This window comes from Streptomyces mesophilus (assembly GCF_040300965.1).
GTDB lineage: Bacteria > Actinomycetota > Actinomycetes > Streptomycetales > Streptomycetaceae > Streptomyces > Streptomyces mesophilus_A.
This window is the reverse complement of sequence record NZ_JBEPEW010000151.1, coordinates 1-18749: the sequence shown is the minus strand read 5'-3', so window position 1 is coordinate 18749 and position 18749 is coordinate 1. Positions and strand designations below refer to the sequence as shown.

Sequence of the window (18749 nt, the reverse complement as noted above, 5' to 3'; positions counted from 1 at the left end):
GCTGATGGCCGGTGGGGTGCCACGGACCGGCAACGTTCCTGTCCGCTCGGGCCGTTGGGCGACTGATGGCCGGTGGGGGTGCCGCGTTCGCCGGGTCGTCCTGTGCCGCCGTCGCGCGGCTGATGGCCGGTGGGGTGCCACGGACCGCCAACGCCCTCGTGCCCTCAGGCCGTTAGGTGACTGACGGCCGGTGGGGGCACGCCCTCGGTGGCGGCGGCCTCCGTCGGACGCGGCTGCTGCTTCGTCCGAGCATCGAGGGTGCAGGGGGCGGACCCCCGCAAGGTCACGGACCGGCAACGCCCCGACTCCCACCAACCCCTCACCCCGCCTTCCCCCGAACCCACCACCCCTGGGCCACCCACCTCTGGAACCCGCCCACCCCCGACCCACCCGCGCGCCACCCACCGCTGGAACCCCGCCCACCCCCGACCCACCCGCGCGCCACCCACCGCTGGAACCGACCCCGCCCCACCCCTGCATCACCCACCTCCGAACCCCGCCCGCCCCGCGCCACCCTGGCCGGAGCGTTCACATTCAGCCCGTCCGGCGTTTGAGGACATCCGGACGAAGTTCGGATATGGGGTCTGGGGCGAAGCCCCAGTTTCGGGAAGGGGCGGGTAGGGGAAAGGCGCCCGCCGCAGGCGCCCACCCGCGCCCCCACCAACCCGCACCGCGCCACCGACACCGCAGGCGCCACCCACCCGCACCCGGCAAAGAGACCGCCCCGCGGCCGACGGTTCGGCGACGCACCCGGGGTGCACGGGGCGCCGGGCCCAACCCCCCCAAGGCGCAAGGGATTCCCCTCATGCTCCACGGCCGCCGGAGGAGCAGGCTGCAGGCGTGCGCCTGGCGTGTCTGCGTCAAGCAGATGCGGCCTCTCCGCTGCCAGGCGCACCACCTCCGCACGGCTCCCCCCGGCCCGACTTCGAGAGGAACCGCCTGTGACTCACCCCCGTGGTCATCGCAGAGCACATCGCCCCCGTAGAGGCGTCACTTGGGGCGCGGCCGCCGCCGGCGTCCTGCTGACGCTCGGCGCGCTGCAGCACTCCGCCCAGGCCGAACCCGCACCGCCCAGTCCTGACGCCGCCCTCGTCGAGGCGGTTCAGCGCGATCTGGGTCTCACCCGGCAGCAGGCCACCGAGCGGCTCGCGGACGAAGCCGCGGCGCAGCGTACGGCCACGGTCCTGCGCGGCGGACTCGGCGACCGCCTCGCCGGTGTCTGGTTCGACGCGGGCAGCGGCAGGCTCGCCGCCGCCGTGACCAGTGACGCGGACGCGGCCGAGGTCCGCGCGGCGGGAGCGCGCCCGCTCGAGGTCGCGCACTCCGGCCCCGAACTCGTCGCCGTCGCCGACGAGATCACCCGTCTGGTCGGCAACGGCAAGAACGGTGTGCGCAGTTGGGGAGTCGACGTCCGCGACAATCGCGTCCGCGTGGCGGTGACGGAACAAGCGGACCCCGGTTTCCTGAAGGCGCTGAAGGTCTTCGGTGACCGTGTGCGGGTGGAGACCGGGGCCGACACCCCACGCCAGCAGGGCGGTGAGGTCGCCGGCGGTGAGAAGTGGGTGCCCGGCAGCGAGAGCCCCTGCTCCATCGGCTTCTCCGTGACCCGGGCCGGCGGGGCGAAGGCCTTCGTGACCGCCGGACACTGCACGAACGACGTGAACCAGGCCGCGTACGGCAAGGACGGCACGCGCGTCGGCACGTCCAACAAGGGCGGCACCGGCAGTTACAACAACCGCGAGGGCGACTTCGGCATCGTCGATGTCGATCAGGCCGGCTGGACGCTCAGCAACCGGGTCGAGGGGTACGGCCAGAGCGATGTCACGCTCACCGGCTCGCAGGACGCCACCGTCGGAACCCTGGTCTGCCGCTCGGGCCAGACCAGCCAGTACCGCTGCGGAGAAGTGACCCAGGTGAACCAGTCCGTCGACTACGGCAACGTCGTCATCGACGGCCTGTCGTACACCGACGCCTGCTCGGCCGGCGGCGACTCCGGCGGCAGTTACGTGTCCGCGTCCGGCGGCAAGGCGGTCGGCATCCATTCCGGCGGCGGCAGCAACACCTGCGGCAGTTCCGGGGAGACCTTCACCATCTTCCAGCCGGTCAACGAGGCGCTGAGCAAGTTCTCCGCGACGCTCGTCACGGGTACGCCGCAACCCGGTGAGGTCACGGTCGCCGCCGTCTCCGACCAGCACACCGCCGTGGGGCAGCGGGCCGAGGTCGCCAACAGTGCCGAGGGTGGCACCGCCCCGTACACCTGGAGCGCGAGCGGCCTGCCCGCCGGCCTCGCCATCGACGCGTCGAGCGGCACCATCTCCGGCGCCGCGAGCACGGAAGGAACCTCGAACGTGACCGTCACGGCGACCGACAGCGCGGGCAAGACCGGCTCCACGCGCTTCACTTGGACGGTCGGCGACAACGGGGGCGGCACCCTGTCGCTGCAGAATCCGGGCAGTCAGACCGCGTACATCGGCAAGGCGGTCGACCTCCAGCTCGTCGCCTCGGGCGGCAGCGGTGCCCGCACCTTCACCGCCGTCGGCCTTCCCGCAGGCGTGAGCATCGACCGCGCGTCGGGCCGGATCACCGGCTCGCCCACCAAGTGGGGCTCGACCACCAGCCGGATCACGGTCACGGACGGAGCGGGCAGGACGGCCTCCACCGATGTGAGCTGGTTCATCTTCTACTGATCCGGCGTGCTGCTCATCAGGCGCCCGTCGTACGACCCGCAGTACCCGGCTACCTCTTACATGCGGCATACTTGCGAACCATTCGCAATAACTGTCGATCTTGAACAGGGGTGTGGGCATGAGGGCCGCAGCGATACGGGGAACGGGCGCCGTGGCGGCGACCGCCGCACTGGCGGTCGCCGCCTCCGCGTGTTCCGCGCCCGGCACAGGCGGGTCCGGCGGCGCGAGCGCCGGGGACTCGGCGGTCGTCGGAATCGCCTACGAGCCCGAGACGCTCAGCCCGCTGCTCGGCTACGGCAAGGACGGCAACTCGAAGATCTTCGACGGACTGCTCACGCACGACGCCGACATGAAGCTCCAGCCCGCGCTCGCGGCCGAGCTGCCGAAGAAGAGCGCCGACGGTCTCACGTACACCTTCGAGCTGCGCACCGGTGTGAAGTTCAGCGACGGGAAGCCGTTCTCCGCGAAGGACGTCGTCCACACCTACGAGACGATCCTCGACGAGAAGACCAACAACCCGTACAAGACGGAGCTCGATGCCCTGAAGAGCGTCGAGGCCAAGGGTGCCGACGAGGTCGTCTTCAAGCTGAAGTACCCGTACGCGCCGTTCGCCGAGCGCACCGTGCAGGCCATCGCGCCCGCGCACATCGCCTCCAAGCAGGACGTGAACACCGGCGACCTCACCACCGAGCCCGTCGGCACCGGGCCGTACACGCTGGTGAAGTGGTCCAAGGGCGAGAAGCTCACCTTCAAGGCCAACCCCCGTTACTGGGGCGGTGAGCCGAAGGTGAAGAACTTCACCATGGCGATCATCAAGGACGACGACGTGCGCGCCACGCGGCTGCGCAGCGGCGACCTCGACGGTGCGATCCTGCCGCCGAACCTGGCGAAGACCTTCGCCGGCGACAAGGCCAGGAAGACGTACGAGGCGACGAGCTTCGACTACCGCGTGGTGACCCTGCCGACCGGCAACAAGGTCGCGGGCGACACCGCCGTCCGCCGCGCGCTCGACGTCGCCGTCGACCGCAAGGCCATGGTCGACGCGATCCTCGACGGTGCGGGGAAGGAGGCCTACGGGCCGGTGCCGACCGACAGCGAGTGGTTCACCAAGGGCACCGAGCGGGCCCACGACCTGAAGCAGGCCGGGGAGATCCTCGACGAGGCCGGCTGGAGGAAGGGCTCCGACGGCATCCGTGAGAAGAACGGCGTGCGCGCCACCTTCCCGCTCTGGTACCTGTCCGGCGACAAGCTCCGCCAGGACCACGCCCTCGCCTACGCCTCCGACGCCAAGAAGGCCGGCATCGAGATCAAGGTTCAGGCCGGCACCTGGGAGGTCATCCAGCCGCGGATGGACCGCGACGCCGTGCTCGCCGGCGGCGGTGCGCCCGCCGACCCGGACTTCGACCAGTACGCGATGCTGCACTCGAAGTTCGCGGGCGGCGACGACTTCAACAACATGGGCTTCTACGAGAACCCCGCCGTCGACCGGGCACTCGAGAAGGCCCGCGAGACCGACGACCACGCCGACCGCAAGGCCGCGTACGACACGGTGCAGCGTGAGCTCGTGAAGAACCCGGGCTACACCTTCCTCACCCACATCGACCATGTGTACGTCGTGAACGACCACTTCGGGACGCTCACCACCCAGGTCGAACCGCACGACCACGGCTTCGCGACCGGCCCCTGGTGGAACGTCGAGGACTGGCAGCCGAAGAAGTGACCTCCCGTACCCACAAGCTCCCCTGGGCGCCGATGGCGCGCATGGCGGGGCGGCGGGCGCTGACCGCCGTCCCCGTCCTGCTCGCCGTCACCTTCGGGGTGTTCGCGATCGCCGCCGCTTCGCCCTTCGACCCGGTCAAGGCCTATGCCGGTACGGGCGGACTCACCGCATCCGAGCAGACCCTGGACCAGCTGCGCGCCAACCTCGGCGTCGACCAGCCGCTCGTCACCCGCTGGTGGGACTGGCTGACCGCCGCCCTCGGCGGCGACTTCGGCCAGTCCCTGGTGATGCGCCAGCCCGTCGGCCAGGTCATCGGGGAACGGCTCGGCTGGTCCGTGCTGCTCGCCACGACCGCGTTCCTGCTCGCGATCGTGCTCGGCACGGCGCTGGGTGTGCTCGCCGCGCGTCGCACCGGCGGCTGGCTGGACCGCGCCGTCACCTCGCTCGCGTACGGCCTGGAGGCCGCGCCGCCGTTCTGGCTGGGGCTGCTCGCCGTGTGGTTCTTCGCCCTGAAGCTCGGGGTGCTGCCGGCCGGCGGACTCACCGACACCGGTTCGACCGTGGTCGGCGCCGGGCAGGTGGCCCACCATCTCGTGCTGCCCGCCTGTGTGCTGGCCGTCTCGCAGCTGCCCTGGTTCGTGTTGTACGTACGGCAGGGCGTCGGCGACGCCCTGGAGGAGGACCCGGTGCGCGGGGCCCGTGCGCGCGGGCTCGCGGAGCGGACCGTGCTGCTCGGGCACGCGCTGCGCTCCGGCCTGCTTCCGGTGCTCACACTGATCGGGTCGCGGGTGCCCGAACTCATCACCGGGGCGCTCCTGGTGGAGACCGTCTTCAGCTGGCCCGGCATCGCCGCCGCCACCGTCGAGGCGGCGACCTCCGTGGACTTCCCGCTCCTTGCCGCCCTCACCGTGCTCGCCACGGCCGCGGTGCTGCTCGGCAATCTCGTCGCGGACCTGCTCTACGGGCTCGCCGACCCGAGGGTGGGCTTCGATGGCTGAGACGGCTGAAATGGCTGAAATGGCCGAGAAGACGGCGAAGGCCGAGATGGCTTCGAAGACTGCGACGGCCGAGACCGCCGGCATCGCTTGGCGCGTACGCGGTGTGCGCCGCCGTTCCACGAGGACCTGGCGTATCCGCACCTCCGCGGTGATCACCCTCGCCGTGGTGCTCGCCGTCCTGCTCGTACCGCCGCTCGTGCACCTCGACGAGCAGGCCGTGGACCTCGCGGCCAAGTTGCAACCGCCGTCCCTGGCACATCCGTTCGGCACCGACGACGTCGGGCGTGATCTGCTGCTCCGCTGTGTCTACGGGCTGCGCGTCTCGCTGCTCGTCGGACTGGTCGCGGCGGTCGTGGCCACCGTGATCGGGACCGCGGTCGGTGCCGCCGCGGCGGCCGCCGGAGGGCGGGTGGACCGGCTTGTGATGCGTCTGGTCGACCTGTTCTCGTCCGTGCCGCATCTGCTGCTCGGCATCTTCATCGTGGCGATGTTCCGGCCCGGGGTGTGGCCGGTGGTGGTGTCGGTGGCGCTGACGCACTGGCTGTCGACCGCCCGTATCGTGCGCGCCGAAGTCCTGTCGCTGCGCTCGCGTCCCTATGTCGACGCGGCGATCTCCGGCGGTGCCTCACGGATGCGGGTGGCCGTGCGCCATCTGCTGCCGGGCGTGCTGCCGCAGGCGGGTCTCGCCGCCGTCCTGATGGTGCCGCACGCCATCTGGCACGAGTCCGCCCTGTCCTTCCTCGGCCTCGGGCTCCCCACCCATCAGGCAAGCCTCGGCACCCTCGTCCAGTCCGCGCGCGGCTCGCTGCTGGCGGGGGACTGGTGGCCGACGCTCTTCCCCGGCCTGTTCATCATCGTGCCGACCCTGGCGATCGCGGGCCTCGCGGGCGCCTGGCGGGAACGCCTGAATCCGCGCCGGCGATCGGAGTTGATGCTGTGATGGCGCCCCCTGGCGATGCGCCTGTTCTGGACGTAAGAGGGCTTTCCGTACGGTTCCGTATGCGCGGCGGACGCTTCATCCGGGCCGTCACCGACGCCCACTTCACCCTGGCCGCCGGTGAACGGCTCGCCCTGGTGGGGGAGTCGGGGTGCGGCAAGTCCGTGCTCGCCTCCGCGCTGCTCGGACTCCTGCCCGAGAACGCCGAGACCGCCGGGTCCGCCGTGCTGAGCGGCGGGACCGATCTGCTCGCCGCCGACGAGCGCACCCTCGCGCGCTCGATACGGGGCCGCAAGGTCGGCCTCGTCCCGCAGTCGCCCGCCGCGCATCTGACGCCCGTGCGCACGGTCCGCTCCCAACTGGAGGAGACCGTGAGGGAATTGCTGCGCACCCCACGGGCGGCCCTGCGCCAGACCGCGGAGGAAGCGGCCGAGCGGGCCTCCTTCCCCGCCGATCACCTCGACCGTCACCCGCACGAACTCTCCGGTGGTCTCGCCCAGCGCGCCGCGACCGCGCTCGCCCTGATCGGTGACGCTCCGCTGCTGCTCGCCGACGAACCCACCACCGGACTCGACCGCGACCTCGTCGAGCGCACCGTCGACGAACTCGCCCGGCACACCGGCGACTCCCGCGCCCTGCTGATGATCACCCACGATCTGGCGGCGGCCGAGCGGATCGCGGACCGTATCGCCGTGATGTACGCGGGCCGGATCGTCGAGATCGCCGACGCCGAGGACTTCTTCGGTGCGCGCGGACCGCGCCATCCGTACGCCCGGGGACTGCTCGACGCGCTGCCGGAGCGGAACTTCACGCCCATTCCCGGGATGCCGCCCGAGCTGGGCGCGCTGCCCGAGGGCTGCGCTTTCGCCGCGCGCTGTACGCGGGTGAGCGAGAAGTGCCGGGTGCAGCCGCAGTTCGAGGACGCCGTGGCCTGCCATCACGTGAGCCTCGACGCCCCCGAGGCCCTGGAGGCCGAACATGCTTGAGCTCGACGCGATCACCGCCGGCTACGAGCCCCGCAAGCCCGTCATCACCGGCATCTCGCTCGGCGTGCGCTCCGGCGAGTCGGTCGGACTGCTCGGCCCCAGCGGCTGCGGCAAGTCCACGCTCGCCCGGGTCGCCGCGCTGCTGCACCGCCCCGAGGCGGGCCGGGTCGTCATCGACGGCACCGAGGCGACCGGCTGGCGCCACCGTGCGCCGCGGTCCCAGCGCACCGCGTTCGGCGTCGTCTTCCAGCAGCCGCGGCTCTCCGCCGACCCGCGCCTGACGCTTTCCGCCCTGATCGCGGAGCCGCTGCGGGCCACCGGCCGGGCGGCCGAAGCGGCCGACGGTGTACGGGAGTTCGCCGCACGCGTCGGACTGGGCGAGGACCTGCTCGGCCGGCGTCCGCACGAGGTCAGCGACGGACAGCTGCAGCGCGCCTGTGTGGCCCGCGCGCTGATCCTGCGGCCGCGCTGGCTGGTCTGCGACGAGATGACGGCGATGCTGGACGCCTCCACCACGGCCGCTCTGGTCCGGGTCGTCGAGGACTACCGCGCCGACAGCGGCGCCGGCCTGCTCGCCGTCGGCCACGACCGCGTGCTCCTCGAGCGCTGGTGCGACCGGACGGTGCACTGGTCGGAGCTGACCGCCTGACCGGCGCGGTCAACTCCGGGTGCCATGAATGCACCAGGTCAACTCCGGGGCACCACCAGCACATCGGTGCCCTTGCTCCGTATCGCCCTGATCTCCTCGGCGGGCACGCCGTCGTCGACCACCACCAGGTCGAACTCGGTGAGCGGGGCGAGCGCGTACAGGCCGTCGCGCAGGAACTTCGTATGGTCCGCGACCAGGACACGGCGCGCGGCGGCCGCCATCATCGCGCGCTTCACCTGCACCGTCTCCGGGGACGTGTGGTAGAGCCGCCCCTTGGTCACCGCCGTGGTCGACATGAACAGCACGTCCGCGTGGAAACGTTCGACGTTGTCCGCGGTCTGCAGGCCCATATACGCCTCGTACGCGGGGAAGTAGGTCCCGCCGAGCGAGATCAGGTGGATGTCCTGCTCCTTGGAGAGCAGCTGGAGCACCGGCAGCGAGTTGGTGATCACCGTCAGCGGTGTGCTCTCCCGGAAGTGGCGCGTCATCTGGGCGCAGGTCGTGCTGTCGTCGAGCAGCACCGTCTGACCGGGGGCGAGCAGCCGGGCCGCCGCACGGGCCAGTTGCCGTTTCGTCTGCGGCATCGCGTTGCCGCGGTCGGCGACCGTGCCGTGGAAGTGCGCCGACGACATGCCCGTGGCCCCGCCGCGTGTCTTGCGCAGCCAGCCCTGTGCCTGGAGATGGTCCAGATCGCGGTGGATCGTCATCAGCGAGACGCCGTGCTCCGCCGCCAGATCGGCCGAACGGACGAGGCCGTGTGAGATCACGGCCTCCCGGATCTGCCGCCGCCGGGCGTCGCGTGCGTCCGCGCGGTCCGTGCCGGCCGGGCTGTGTGCGGGCTCGACGCACTGCTCGGGCGTCGGTTCCATGTGAACTCCCCGTGTGACGATCTCAGGCACTTCACTCGATGGTCCGACGCCGCCGCAGGTCAGCGGCAGGGGCCGTAGGTCCTTCTCACACCGCCGCCCGGCCCCACCAAGGGAGGTGTTTACGGAAAGTTGACCGTCGTTTCGCCCGTTTTGTTAGCTCGGTGATGTCCGGAGCGGAGAGGTAGCGCCGACACCCCGGACACGGACCGCCGTCGCCGCCGGTCCGGCGACCGTGCCCCGCACGGTCCCTCACTCATCGACGCTGATCGGGGAAATCAATGACGAAGACCCCCATGCCGGCTGCGCAACCCGGCACGGACCAGGCACCGAGTCCGCTCGGGCGCCTCGGTATCCCGCAGTCCCTCTCGTACGGCTATCTCGGCCTGCTGATCTTCATGACCGGCGTGGGCATCGAGGCCGGCTATCTCTCGCCGTATCTCGAAGGCCTCGGTATCGCCGCCTCGAGCGTGGCGATGATCTTCACCGTCTACGGCGTCACCGGAGCCGTGGCCGCCTGGTTCTCCGGCGCCCTGTCCGACCTGTGGGGTCCCCGCAAGGTCATGTGGCTGGGTCTGATCACCTTCGCCGTCACGCATGTCTTCTTCCTGACGGTCGCGATACCCAGCAAGTCCTACGGCCTGCTCCTGATCGCCTACGCACTGCGCGGTCTCGCCTTCCCGCTCTTCGCCTACGCCTTCCTCGTCTGGATCGCCGCCGTCGCCCCGCAGAAGCAGATGGGCAGCGCGATGGGCTGGTTCTGGTCCGCCTTCTCGGCCGGCATGCCCACGCTCGGCTCGCTCTGCGCGAGCCTGCTGATCCCCGTGGTCGGCGAGTACACCACCCTGTGGTTCGCCCTCGGTGTCGTGGTGGTCGGCGGTGTACTGCCGCTGCTCCTGATCAAGGAGAAGACCGGCTCCTCCCGGCTGGCCCCGCCGGGGGAGTCGCCGATGGCCGGTCTGGTCGGCTCGCTGACGATCCTCTACCGCAACCCGCGGGTCGGCGCCGGCGCCGCGGTCCGGATGTTCAACACCGCCTCGCAGTTCGGCTTCATGGTCATGCTGCCGGTCTGGTTCGTGAACACCGTGGGGCTCAGCAACGAGCAGTGGCTGCGCCTGGTGGCCGTCATGTTCGGCACCAACATCTTCACCAACCTGATGTTCGGCGTCATCGGCGACCGCATCGGCTGGCGCACCACCGTCGCCTACTGCGGCGGCATCGGCTGCACCCTGTCCACCCTGATCCTCTACTACGTGCCGAGCGCGGTCGGTTCCTCCTACGCCCTGTGCCTGCTCGTCGCGGTCTTCTACGGCGCCACGCTCTCCGGATACGTCCCGCTCTCGGCCCTGATGACGGCGATCGCGCCCCGCCACAAGGGGCAGGCCATGGCCGCACTGAACCTCGGCGCCGGAGCGTCCACGTTCCTCGGCCCGCTGACCGTGAGCCTCTTCCTCGGCCCGATCGGCGTCGGCGGCGTCACCTGGATCTTCGCCGGATACCACGCGGTCAGCGCCGTACTGACCCTCCTCCTGAAGACCACCACCCCCGCCGAGGACACGGTGGACCTCCTGCCACAGCCCGCAGCGCACGGCCGTGACCTGGCCGCCGCCACTTCCCCGAAGGGACTGTGACCCCATGTCGGTACTCGCCATCGACGTCGGCACCACGATGATCAAGTCCGTCGTGTTCGACGACAACGGCACCGAACTCGCCGTATCGCGGATCGGCACCGAGGTCCTGCGCCGCCACCCCGGCTGGGCCGAGCAGGACATGGACACCGTGTGGAACGCGGTCGTCTACACCGTCCGCAACGCCCTCTCGGACATCGACGATCCGGTCTGGCTCGTCACCTTCACCGCACAGGGCGACGGTGCCTGGCTGGTCGACCAGCACGGCAGGCCCACCGGACCCGCCATCCTCTGGTCGGACGGCCGCGCCGGTGAGATCCTCACGCGCTGGGAGCGGGACGGCGTCCTCGAGGACGCGTTCCGCCGCAACGGCTCGCTCACTTGCAGCGGTATGCCCAACGCCGTGTTCAGCTGGCTCGGTTCGCACGATCCGCAGCGTCTGGCCCGCTCGGCCTCCTCGCTGACCGCCGCAGGCTGGCTCTTCTACCACCTCACCGGCGTGATGGCGATGGACGAGTCCGATGCGTCGGCTCCGTTCCTGAACCACACCACCGGCGACTACGACGACGAGATCATCGATCTCTTCGGCCTCTCCGCCTACCGCCGTCTCCTTCCCAAGGTGCTGGGCGAGGAGGAGCGCATCGCCGAGATCACCCGTGCGGCCGCCGGACAACTCGGGCTTCCCGAGGGCCTTCCGGTGGTCATGGCCCCGTACGACATCGCCTCCACCGCCCGCGGCGTGGGCGTCGTCAACCCGGGCCAGGCCTGCTCGATCCTCGGCACCACGCTCTGCACCGAGATCGTCCGCCACGAGGTCGACACCAGCGGTGAGCCGTCAGGGATCAACATCGCCTACCGCGGCCGGGAACGGGTGCTGCGCGCCTTCCCCACGCTGAACGGCGCCGAAGTCCTCGTCTGGGCCTCACAGTTGCTCGACCTCGACGGGCCGCCGAAGCTCGGCAGGCTGGCCTTCAAGGCGGAGCCCGGCGCGAAGGGCCTGTCCTTCCTGCCGTATCTGTCGCCGGCCGGTGAGCGTGCGCCGTTCCTCGACCCGAGCGCGCGCGGCGCCTTCTGGGGCCTCTCCCTGGAGCACAGCCGCGCCGACGTGGCCCGTTCGGTCTTCGAGGGGCTCTCGCTGATCCTGCGCGACTCCCTCGTCGCCTCCCGTACGACCGTCACCGAGCTCAGGCTCTGCGGCGGCGGCGCCAACAACGACGACTGGTGCCAGCTGATCGCGGACGCCACCGGAGTGCCGACCGCGCGCTCCGGAGACACGGAACTGGGCGCCAAGGGCGCGTTCCTGACCGGTCTGGTGCTCTCCGGGGCCGAGTCCTCGATGCACAGCGCGGCCGCCAAGTACGTACGGATGACGTCGACTTGGGAGCCGCACCCGAAGTGGTCCCCGTTCTATGCGGCCCGCTACGAGGACTTCCTCACCTGGCGCACCCTCGCCCGCGAGGCCGGCTGGTCGTCCGGCCGCACCCTCCCCGTCCCCGGTCCGCGCGACGGCGCGGGTCTCGAAGGAGCTCTCCGTGCAGCCTGAACTCGCCCCCGACGCAGTCTGGCTCGGCCTCGACCTCGGCACCCAGTCCGCGCGCTGTGTCGCCGTCGACTCCACGGGCCGGGTACTCGCCGCCGCCTCGCGCCCGCTGACCAGCCACCGCGACGGCAAGCGGCATGAGCAGGACCCCGAGCAGTGGTGGAGCGCGCTCGCCGAGGCGAGCCGCGAGGCACTCGCCGGAATCGAACCGGCCCGGATCAAGGGCCTTGCCCTCGACGGCACTTCGGGCACGATCCTGCTCGCCGGCGCGGACGGGGCCCCGCTGACCCGCGGCCTCATGTACGACGACGGGCGCGCCGCCGACCAGGCCGTGCGCGCCAACCAGGCGGGCGAGCCCGTCTGGCAGGAGCTCGGCTACCGCTCGATGCAGCCCTCCTGGGCGCTGCCCAAGCTGCTCTGGCTCCTGGATCGCAAAGTTGCAGCAGCCGGTACAGGGGTCCGGCTGCTGCATCAGACCGACCTCGTGACCTGGCGGCTCGCCGGCCGTCAGGTGGCGAGCGACGCCAGCCACGCCCTCAAGACCGGCTACCACCTCACCGAGGAGCGCTGGCCGGAGGAGGTCATGGCCGAACTCGGCGTCCCCGCCGAGCTGTTGCCCGAGGTCGTACGCCCCGGAACGGTCATCGGCACCGTGTGCGCCGAGGCCGCCGCAGCCACCGGCATCCCGGAAGGCACCGCGATCGTCGCGGGCATGACGGACGGCTGCGCGGCCCAGATCGGTGCGGGCGCGCTGACCCCGGGCGCGTGGAACGCCGTGCTCGGCACGACCCTGGTGTTCAAGGGCATGAGCCCGCATCTCGTACGGGACCCGAACGGCGTCGTCTACTGCCACCGCGGCCCCGGCGAGAGCTGGCTGCCGGGCGGCGCGTCCAGCAGCGGCGCCGGAGTGATCTCGCGCGAGTTCCAGGGCGCCGACCTCGACGAACTCACCGCCCGGGCCGCCGAGTCCGGCAGCGACGCCGTCGCGTATCCGCTGGTGTCCACCGGAGGCGAGCGCTTCCCGTTCCGCGCACCCCGGGCCGAGGGCTTCGTGCTCGGTGAGCCGGACGGCGAGGCCGAGCGCTTCCACGCGTACCTCCTGGGTGTCGCGTTCATCGAACGCCTCTGCTTCGACTACCTCGACCAGCTCGGCGCCCCCGTCGACGGTCCGCTGACGCTGACCGGCGGCGGCGCGAAGAACCGGTACTGGAGCAAGCTGCGGGCCGATGTGCTCGGCCGCCCGGTGCTCCTTCCCGAACAGGCCGAGGGAGCCATCGGCATGGCGGTCCTCGCGGCCACCTCCGCCGGGGTGTCCGTACAGGACGCCGCGGCCGCGATGGTCCGACCCGGCGAGGAGCTCCGGCCCGATGCCGCACGGCACGAGCGCTGGACCCCGCGCTATCTGGAGTTCCTCGGCGAACTGGTCCACCGGGGCTGGCTCGACGAGTCCGTGGCGGCACACGCGAAGGAGAGGGCGGCCCGATGACCACCACCGAGTTCATCCTCGTACGCCACGGCGAGACCGTCTGGCACGCGGAGAACCGCTATGCGGGCCGCGCCGACGTGGCGCTCACCGAACGCGGCCGGCGCCAGGCCGAGGAACTCGGAGCCTGGGCCAAGGAGCAGCGCATCGACGCGGTGTACCACTCGCCGCTGTCGCGGGCCCGGCTGACGGCCGAACCTGCGGCTCGCGCGCTCGGACTCGAACCGCGCGAGGACGCCCGGCTGTCGGAGCTGGACTTCGGCCGCGGGGAAGGACTGAGCATCGACGAGATGCGCACGGTGTTCCCCGAGGAGCTCGCGAGGTTCGTGCTGCGGCCCGTCACCGACCACCTCCCCGGCGGCAACGACCCGCGCGACGCGGCCCGGCAGGCGCGGCAGCTGCTCGACGAGATCGCCGCGGAACACCCCGGCGGCCGCGTCCTGACCGTCGCGCACAACGCGCTCTACCGCGTGCTGCTCTGCGAGCTGCTCGGCATCGACCCCGACGAATACCGGCGGGTCTTCCCGGTCCTGGACAACGGCACCCTCACCGAGATCCGGATCGGCGACGGCCAGGCGTCCCTGCTCAGGTTCAACGCCCCCTACGGGCCCGGCGCCCACTGACCAACCCCGCACACCCCCCACACTGCACCACCCAAGGAGCACCCCCTCATGAGCACCAAGGTCCTCGCAGCGGGCGACCACTTCGTCCTTCCGCACCTCCTCGTGGGCGAGGTCAAGCAGGCCACCGACGGAGCGGTGGACGTCACGGAGATCAAGCTCCCTTGGCCCCACACCCCCTTCGGCCAGGTCGCCGAGGTCATCGAGGCCTCCGGCACCGAGGACGAGCTGATCGAGGCGCTGCAGGGCGTCGAGGTCTGCGTCACCCAGCTCGCCCCGCTCACCGAGCGCATCCTCGCCGCCTGCCCGGACCTGAAGCTGATGTGCATCAGCCGTGGCGGCCCGGTAAACGCCAACCTCGAGGCGGCCACGAAGCATGGCGTCGCCGTCTGCTACGCACCGGGCCGCAACGCCGTCGCCACCGCCGAGCACACCCTGACCCTGCTGCTCGCCGCCGCGCGCGGAGTGGGTGACACCCACGTCGAGATGCGGAACGGCACCTGGCGCGGCGACTACTACGACTACGACAACTGCGGCATCGAGATCGAGGGCGCCACCGTCGGTCTCATCGGCTACGGGGCGATCGGCTCCCGGGTCGCCAAGGTCCTCGAGGCGATGGGCGCCGAGGTCCTCGTCTTCGACCCGTATGTGAAGCCCGAACTGGTAGAGGGCATAGCCCAGTTGGTAACGCTCGACGAACTGCTCACCCGCTCCCGCATCGTCTCCCTCCACGCTCGCGCCACGGAGGAGACCACGGGCATGATCGGCGCCGAGCAGCTCGCGAAGATGCCGCGCGGCTCCGTGCTCGTCAACTGCGCCCGCGGCGCGCTGCTCGACTACGACGCGGTCTGCGACGCCATCGACTCCGGGCAGCTCTCGGGCGCCGGTTTCGACGTCTTCCCCGAGGAGCCCGTCCCTGCCGGATCGCGCCTGCTCACCACCCCCGGGATCGTGATGACCCCGCATATCGCGGGCGGCAGCCAGGAGGTCGCGCACAAGGCGGCCCGCATCGTCGCGGGCGAGGTCGGCCGCTATCTGCGCGGTGAGCCGCTCGCGCACTGCGCCAACCCCGAGGTCCTCGAGGGCTGAGCGCCCGTACGCCTCCGGTCAGCCCGTACGTATCGAAGAATTCCCAGGAGAAGAACCATGGACCAGACGACCCGCTACTCCCGCCTCGATCTCGACGAGCAGGAGCTCATCAAGGGCGGCCGGCACGTCCTGTGCGCCTACACGATGAAGCCGAAGGCCGGTTACGACGGCTTCCTGGCCACCGCCGCCCACTTCGCCGCCGAATCCTCCACCGGCACCAACGTCGAGGTGTGCACCACGGACGAGTTCACCAAGGGCGTCGACGCACTCGTCTACGAGGTGGACGAGGCCAGGGAGCTCATGAAGATCGCGTACCCGATCGAGCTCTTCGACCGCAACATCATCGACGGCCGCGCGATGCTCGCGTCCTTCCTGACCCTGTGCATCGGCAACAACCAGGGCATGGGCGACGTCGAGTACGCCAAGATGCACGACTTCTACGTACCGCCGGCCTACCTGCGCCTGTTCGACGGCCCCTCGATGAACATCCAGGACATGTGGCGCGTCCTCGGCCGCCCGGTCGTCGACGGCGGCATGGTCGTCGGCACCATCATCAAGCCGAAGCTCGGTCTGCGCCCGCAGCCGTTCGCGGACGCCTGCCACGACTTCTGGCTCGGCGGCGACTTCATCAAGAACGACGAGCCGCAGGGCAACCAGGTCTTCGCGCCGCTGAAGGAGACCATCACATGCGTGGCCGACGCGATGCGCCGCGCCCAGGAGGCGACCGGCGAGGCGAAGCTGTTCTCCGCCAACATCACCGCCGACGACCCGGCCGAGATGATCGCCCGCGGTGAGTACATCCTGGAGACCTTCGGCGAGAACGCCTCGCACGTCGCCTTCCTCGTCGACGGCTACGTCGCGGGCCCGACGGCCGTCACGACCGCACGCCGCAACTTCCCGAACCAGTTCCTGCACTTCCACCGGGCAGGGCACGGCGCCGTCACCAGCCCGCAGTCGCAGCGCGGCTACACCTCGTTCGTGCACTGCAAGATGACCCGCCTCCAGGGCGCCTCCGGTATGCACACCGGCACCATGGGCTTCGGCAAGATGGAGGGCGACGCCGCCGACAAGGCCATCGCGTTCATGCTGGAGCAGGACGCGGCCGACGGACCGTACTTCCACCAGGAGTGGCTGGGCATGAAGTCCACGACCCCGATCATCTCCGGCGGCATGAACGCCCTGCGCCTGCCCGGCTTCTTCGACAACCTGGGCCACTCCAACGTGATCCAGACCTCGGGCGGCGGCGCCTTCGGCCACAAGGACGGCGGCACGGCGGGCGCCAAGTCGCTGCGTCAGGCGCAGGACGCGTGGCAGCAGGGCGTCAAGCTCACCGAGTACGCCAAGGACCACGCGGAGCTCAAGGGCGCGTTCGAGTCCTTCCAGAAAGACGCCGACCGGCTCTTCCCGAACTGGCGCGACGAGCTCGGCGTCAAGTAGTCGGCCAGGGCTTCGAGCAGTCGATCAGCCGGCCGCCGACTGAAGCCTCGGCCAACTTCCGGCAGCCCACTGCCCTTCGGGACGGGCGGGACCGCATACTCGGTCCCGCCCGTCCGTCGTTCCGGGAGGTACCGCAGTCATGGCCTTAACAGTCACGCGCCGCACAGCCGTCACGACCGTCGCCGCAGCACTCGCCGGATCGGTCGCCGTCCCCTCGTACGCACAGGCGACAGGAGGCGGACCGCAGCGCAGAAAGCCGCTGCGGCGGGCCCACGCGCACAACGACTATCTGCACACCCGCCCGCTGCACGACGCCCTCGACCACCGCTTCACCAGCGTCGAGGCGGACATCTTCCTCGTAGACGGCGAACTCCTCGTCGCCCACGACCCGGTGGACCTCGATCCGTCCCGCACGCTCGCCTCGCTGTATCTGAAGCCGCTGGCCGAGCGGGTGCGCCGCAATCACGGCTCGGTGTACCGGGGCCACCACAAGCCCGTTCAGCTCCTGATCGACATCAAGGCCGACGGGGTCGCCGCCTACGCCGAGCTGCACCGGCAACTCCACCGCCACCGGCGCCTGTTCACCACGTACGCGCACGGAAAGGTGCGTCCGGGGGCCGTCACCGCCGTGATCTCAGGGGACCGGTCGGCGCGGGCGCCGATGGAGGCGCAGCAGGTGCGGTACGCGTTCTACGACGGCCGGATGGCCGACCTCGAAGGACCCGCGCCCGCCTCGTTCATCCCGCTGATCAGCGACAACTGGAACAACCACTTCACCTGGCAGGGCGCGGGCCCGATGCCGGCCGGCGAGCGCACCAAGCTGCACCGGATCGTCGGCGCCGCGCACAGCCGGGGCCAGCGGGTGCGGTTCTGGGCGACGCCCGATCTGCCCGGTCCGGAGCGCGGCGCCGTCTGGCTGGAGCTGATCGCCGCCGACGCGGACCACCTCAACACCGACGACCTCGTCGCGCTCGAAGCCTTCCTGGACGCCTACGACCGGCGCTGAACGGCCCTGCGGGGATCGTCACTCCCCGTCAACACACGTTCGGAGGACATGTCAGTCGACCGTACGGCCCCTCCGCCACGCCACACTGACGGCGAAAACGCCACGGAGTTGACGTGGCGGAGGCGCGTAGGGAGTCCGGACGATGGCCATTTCGGTGTCAGTTGTACTGCTGCTGCTCATCCTCGCGATCGTGTTCCTGCGCAACGGGGCGCTGAAGATCACGCATGCGCTCGTCTGCGTCCTGCTCGGCTTCTACCTCGCGAGCACCAGCATGGCGCCGACCATCCAGAACGGGCTCACGGCAACCGCGAACATCGTCAGCAACCTGAATCCATGACGGCGACCTGAATCCATGAGGACAACCTCAGCCGGCGCCCGCCTCGGTCATGTGCCGAGCATCCGGGACCGGATGAGGAACCTGACGCCTTCCGGCGCCTCGAGCGAGAACCCGCCGCCGCGGCCTTCGACCACGTCGACGATCAGCCGGGTGTGACTCCACACCTCGTACTGGCTCTTGGACATCCAGAACCCGATGGGCTCGGCCACCTCGTCCACGGCGAGCGACGCGAGCAGCACATCGGAGTCGCCGGTGCGGAACTCGCCGGCCGGATAGCACATGGGCGAACTGCCGTCACAGCAGCCGCCGGACTGGTGGAACATCAGCGGGCCATGGAGCGCACGCAGCTTCTGCAGCAGTTCGGTGGCCGCGGGGGTGAGCTCCACACGGGGAGCGTCCGTGGTCATGGGGGCCTCCTTCGACGGCCTTCGCGGCTCAGGTGCTCACCGCTTCAGTCTCGTCGCTGCGGGCCCGACTGGCCATGTCCGCCCGGGATTTAATTCACTGTCGCCGCGGCCGCCGCTCCGGCTAAGCTCGCGGACGATGACGACCTACGCAGCTCACTCGGTGAGCAGATGGGGGGTCCGGTCCGCTCAAGGTGAGTGCTGATGCTCACCGAGACCGGAACCCGAACCCCAGCCGCGGCCGGCGACGACCGGCTCGCGTTCTGGCTGCGCGTGCGCGAGTTCGCCGTGCCGTCCACCATGATCGAGACCGCCACGGCCCGGCGTACCGCCGGGGACTGGGCGGGTGCGTGCGCCGCCGC

Annotated in this window: 16 protein-coding genes; 14 read left to right on the top strand and 2 right to left on the bottom strand. The window is 70.8% G+C overall.

The genetic code is table 11. The features are described from left to right. The first annotated feature begins 941 nt into the window (after window positions 1-941). The 6 genes from ABT367_RS34380 to ABT367_RS34355 all read left to right on the top strand — a co-directional run bounded on the left by ABT367_RS34380 (window position 942) and on the right by ABT367_RS34355 (window position 7977). Entirely contained in the window at window positions 942-2687 is a 1746-nt protein-coding gene (locus tag ABT367_RS34380) for a putative Ig domain-containing protein (RefSeq protein WP_352257204.1), read from the top strand. A 118-nt stretch (window positions 2688-2805) separates the two neighbouring features. After that, a complete protein-coding gene (locus tag ABT367_RS34375) occupies window positions 2806-4407 on the top strand; it encodes an ABC transporter substrate-binding protein (protein ID WP_352257203.1) in 1602 nt (533 codons plus the stop codon). 32 nt (window positions 4408-4439) lie between these two features. Further along, entirely contained in the window at window positions 4440-5405 is a 966-nt protein-coding gene (locus tag ABT367_RS34370) for an ABC transporter permease (protein ID WP_352257206.1), read from the top strand. Between the two features lie 46 nt (window positions 5406-5451). Then, entirely contained in the window at window positions 5452-6345 is an 894-nt protein-coding gene (locus tag ABT367_RS34365) for an ABC transporter permease (protein ID WP_352257205.1), read from the top strand. Then, entirely contained in the window at window positions 6345-7328 is a 984-nt protein-coding gene (locus ABT367_RS34360; RefSeq protein WP_352257202.1) for an ABC transporter ATP-binding protein, read from the top strand. Before ABT367_RS34365 ends, ABT367_RS34360 begins: the two co-directional genes overlap by 1 nt. After that, window positions 7321-7977: an ABC transporter ATP-binding protein gene (locus ABT367_RS34355; RefSeq protein ID WP_352257201.1), complete on the top strand. Its 657-nt coding sequence runs from the start codon at window positions 7321-7323 to the stop codon at window positions 7975-7977. The genes ABT367_RS34360 and ABT367_RS34355 overlap by 8 nt, the downstream gene beginning before the upstream one ends. A 38-nt stretch (window positions 7978-8015) precedes the next feature. On the opposite strand, the gene ABT367_RS34350 is transcribed toward ABT367_RS34355, so the two are convergent. Continuing rightward, the gene (locus ABT367_RS34350; protein WP_352257200.1) at window positions 8016-8846 is read right to left on the bottom strand and encodes a DeoR/GlpR family DNA-binding transcription regulator; all 831 of its coding nucleotides are present in this window, start codon (window positions 8844-8846) and stop codon (window positions 8016-8018) included. A 293-nt stretch (window positions 8847-9139) separates the two neighbouring features. Between ABT367_RS34350 and ABT367_RS34345 the strand changes: the two genes are divergently transcribed. The 8 genes from ABT367_RS34345 to ABT367_RS34310 all read left to right on the top strand — a co-directional run bounded on the left by ABT367_RS34345 (window position 9140) and on the right by ABT367_RS34310 (window position 17983). After that, window positions 9140-10474: an MFS transporter gene (locus ABT367_RS34345; protein ID WP_352257199.1), complete on the top strand. Its 1335-nt coding sequence runs from the start codon at window positions 9140-9142 to the stop codon at window positions 10472-10474. 4 nt (window positions 10475-10478) lie between these two features. Further along, window positions 10479-12014 carry an FGGY-family carbohydrate kinase gene (locus tag ABT367_RS34340; RefSeq protein ID WP_352257198.1) on the top strand — a complete coding sequence of 512 codons (1536 nt, stop codon included), beginning with the start codon at window positions 10479-10481 and terminating at the stop codon, window positions 12012-12014. Beyond that, on the top strand, window positions 12004-13497 hold the full coding sequence (locus ABT367_RS34335; RefSeq protein ID WP_352257197.1) for an FGGY-family carbohydrate kinase: 1494 nt from the start codon (window positions 12004-12006) through the stop codon (window positions 13495-13497). Before ABT367_RS34340 ends, ABT367_RS34335 begins: the two co-directional genes overlap by 11 nt. Beyond that, window positions 13494-14117, top strand: a complete 624-nt coding sequence (locus ABT367_RS34330; RefSeq protein WP_352257196.1) for a histidine phosphatase family protein — start codon at window positions 13494-13496, stop codon at window positions 14115-14117. The genes ABT367_RS34335 and ABT367_RS34330 overlap by 4 nt, the downstream gene beginning before the upstream one ends. 48 nt (window positions 14118-14165) lie before the next feature. After that, window positions 14166-15203, top strand: a complete 1038-nt coding sequence (locus tag ABT367_RS34325; protein WP_352257195.1) for a 2-hydroxyacid dehydrogenase — start codon at window positions 14166-14168, stop codon at window positions 15201-15203. 57 nt (window positions 15204-15260) lie between these two features. After that, window positions 15261-16640: a ribulose-bisphosphate carboxylase gene (locus tag ABT367_RS34320; RefSeq protein WP_352257194.1), complete on the top strand. Its 1380-nt coding sequence runs from the start codon at window positions 15261-15263 to the stop codon at window positions 16638-16640. Between the two features lie 139 nt (window positions 16641-16779). Then, window positions 16780-17646 (top strand): phosphatidylinositol-specific phospholipase C/glycerophosphodiester phosphodiesterase family protein, encoded by an 867-nt coding sequence (locus tag ABT367_RS34315; protein WP_352257193.1) that lies wholly within the window; start codon window positions 16780-16782, stop codon window positions 17644-17646. 142 nt (window positions 17647-17788) lie between these two features. Next, window positions 17789-17983, top strand: a complete 195-nt coding sequence (locus tag ABT367_RS34310; protein WP_165334980.1) for a hypothetical protein — start codon at window positions 17789-17791, stop codon at window positions 17981-17983. 47 nt (window positions 17984-18030) lie between these two features. Here ABT367_RS34310 and ABT367_RS34305 read toward each other — a convergent pair whose 3' ends face one another. Further along, the gene (locus tag ABT367_RS34305) at window positions 18031-18390 is read right to left on the bottom strand and encodes a DUF779 domain-containing protein (protein ID WP_352257192.1); all 360 of its coding nucleotides are present in this window, start codon (window positions 18388-18390) and stop codon (window positions 18031-18033) included. Window positions 18391-18749: the final 359 nt, after the last annotated feature.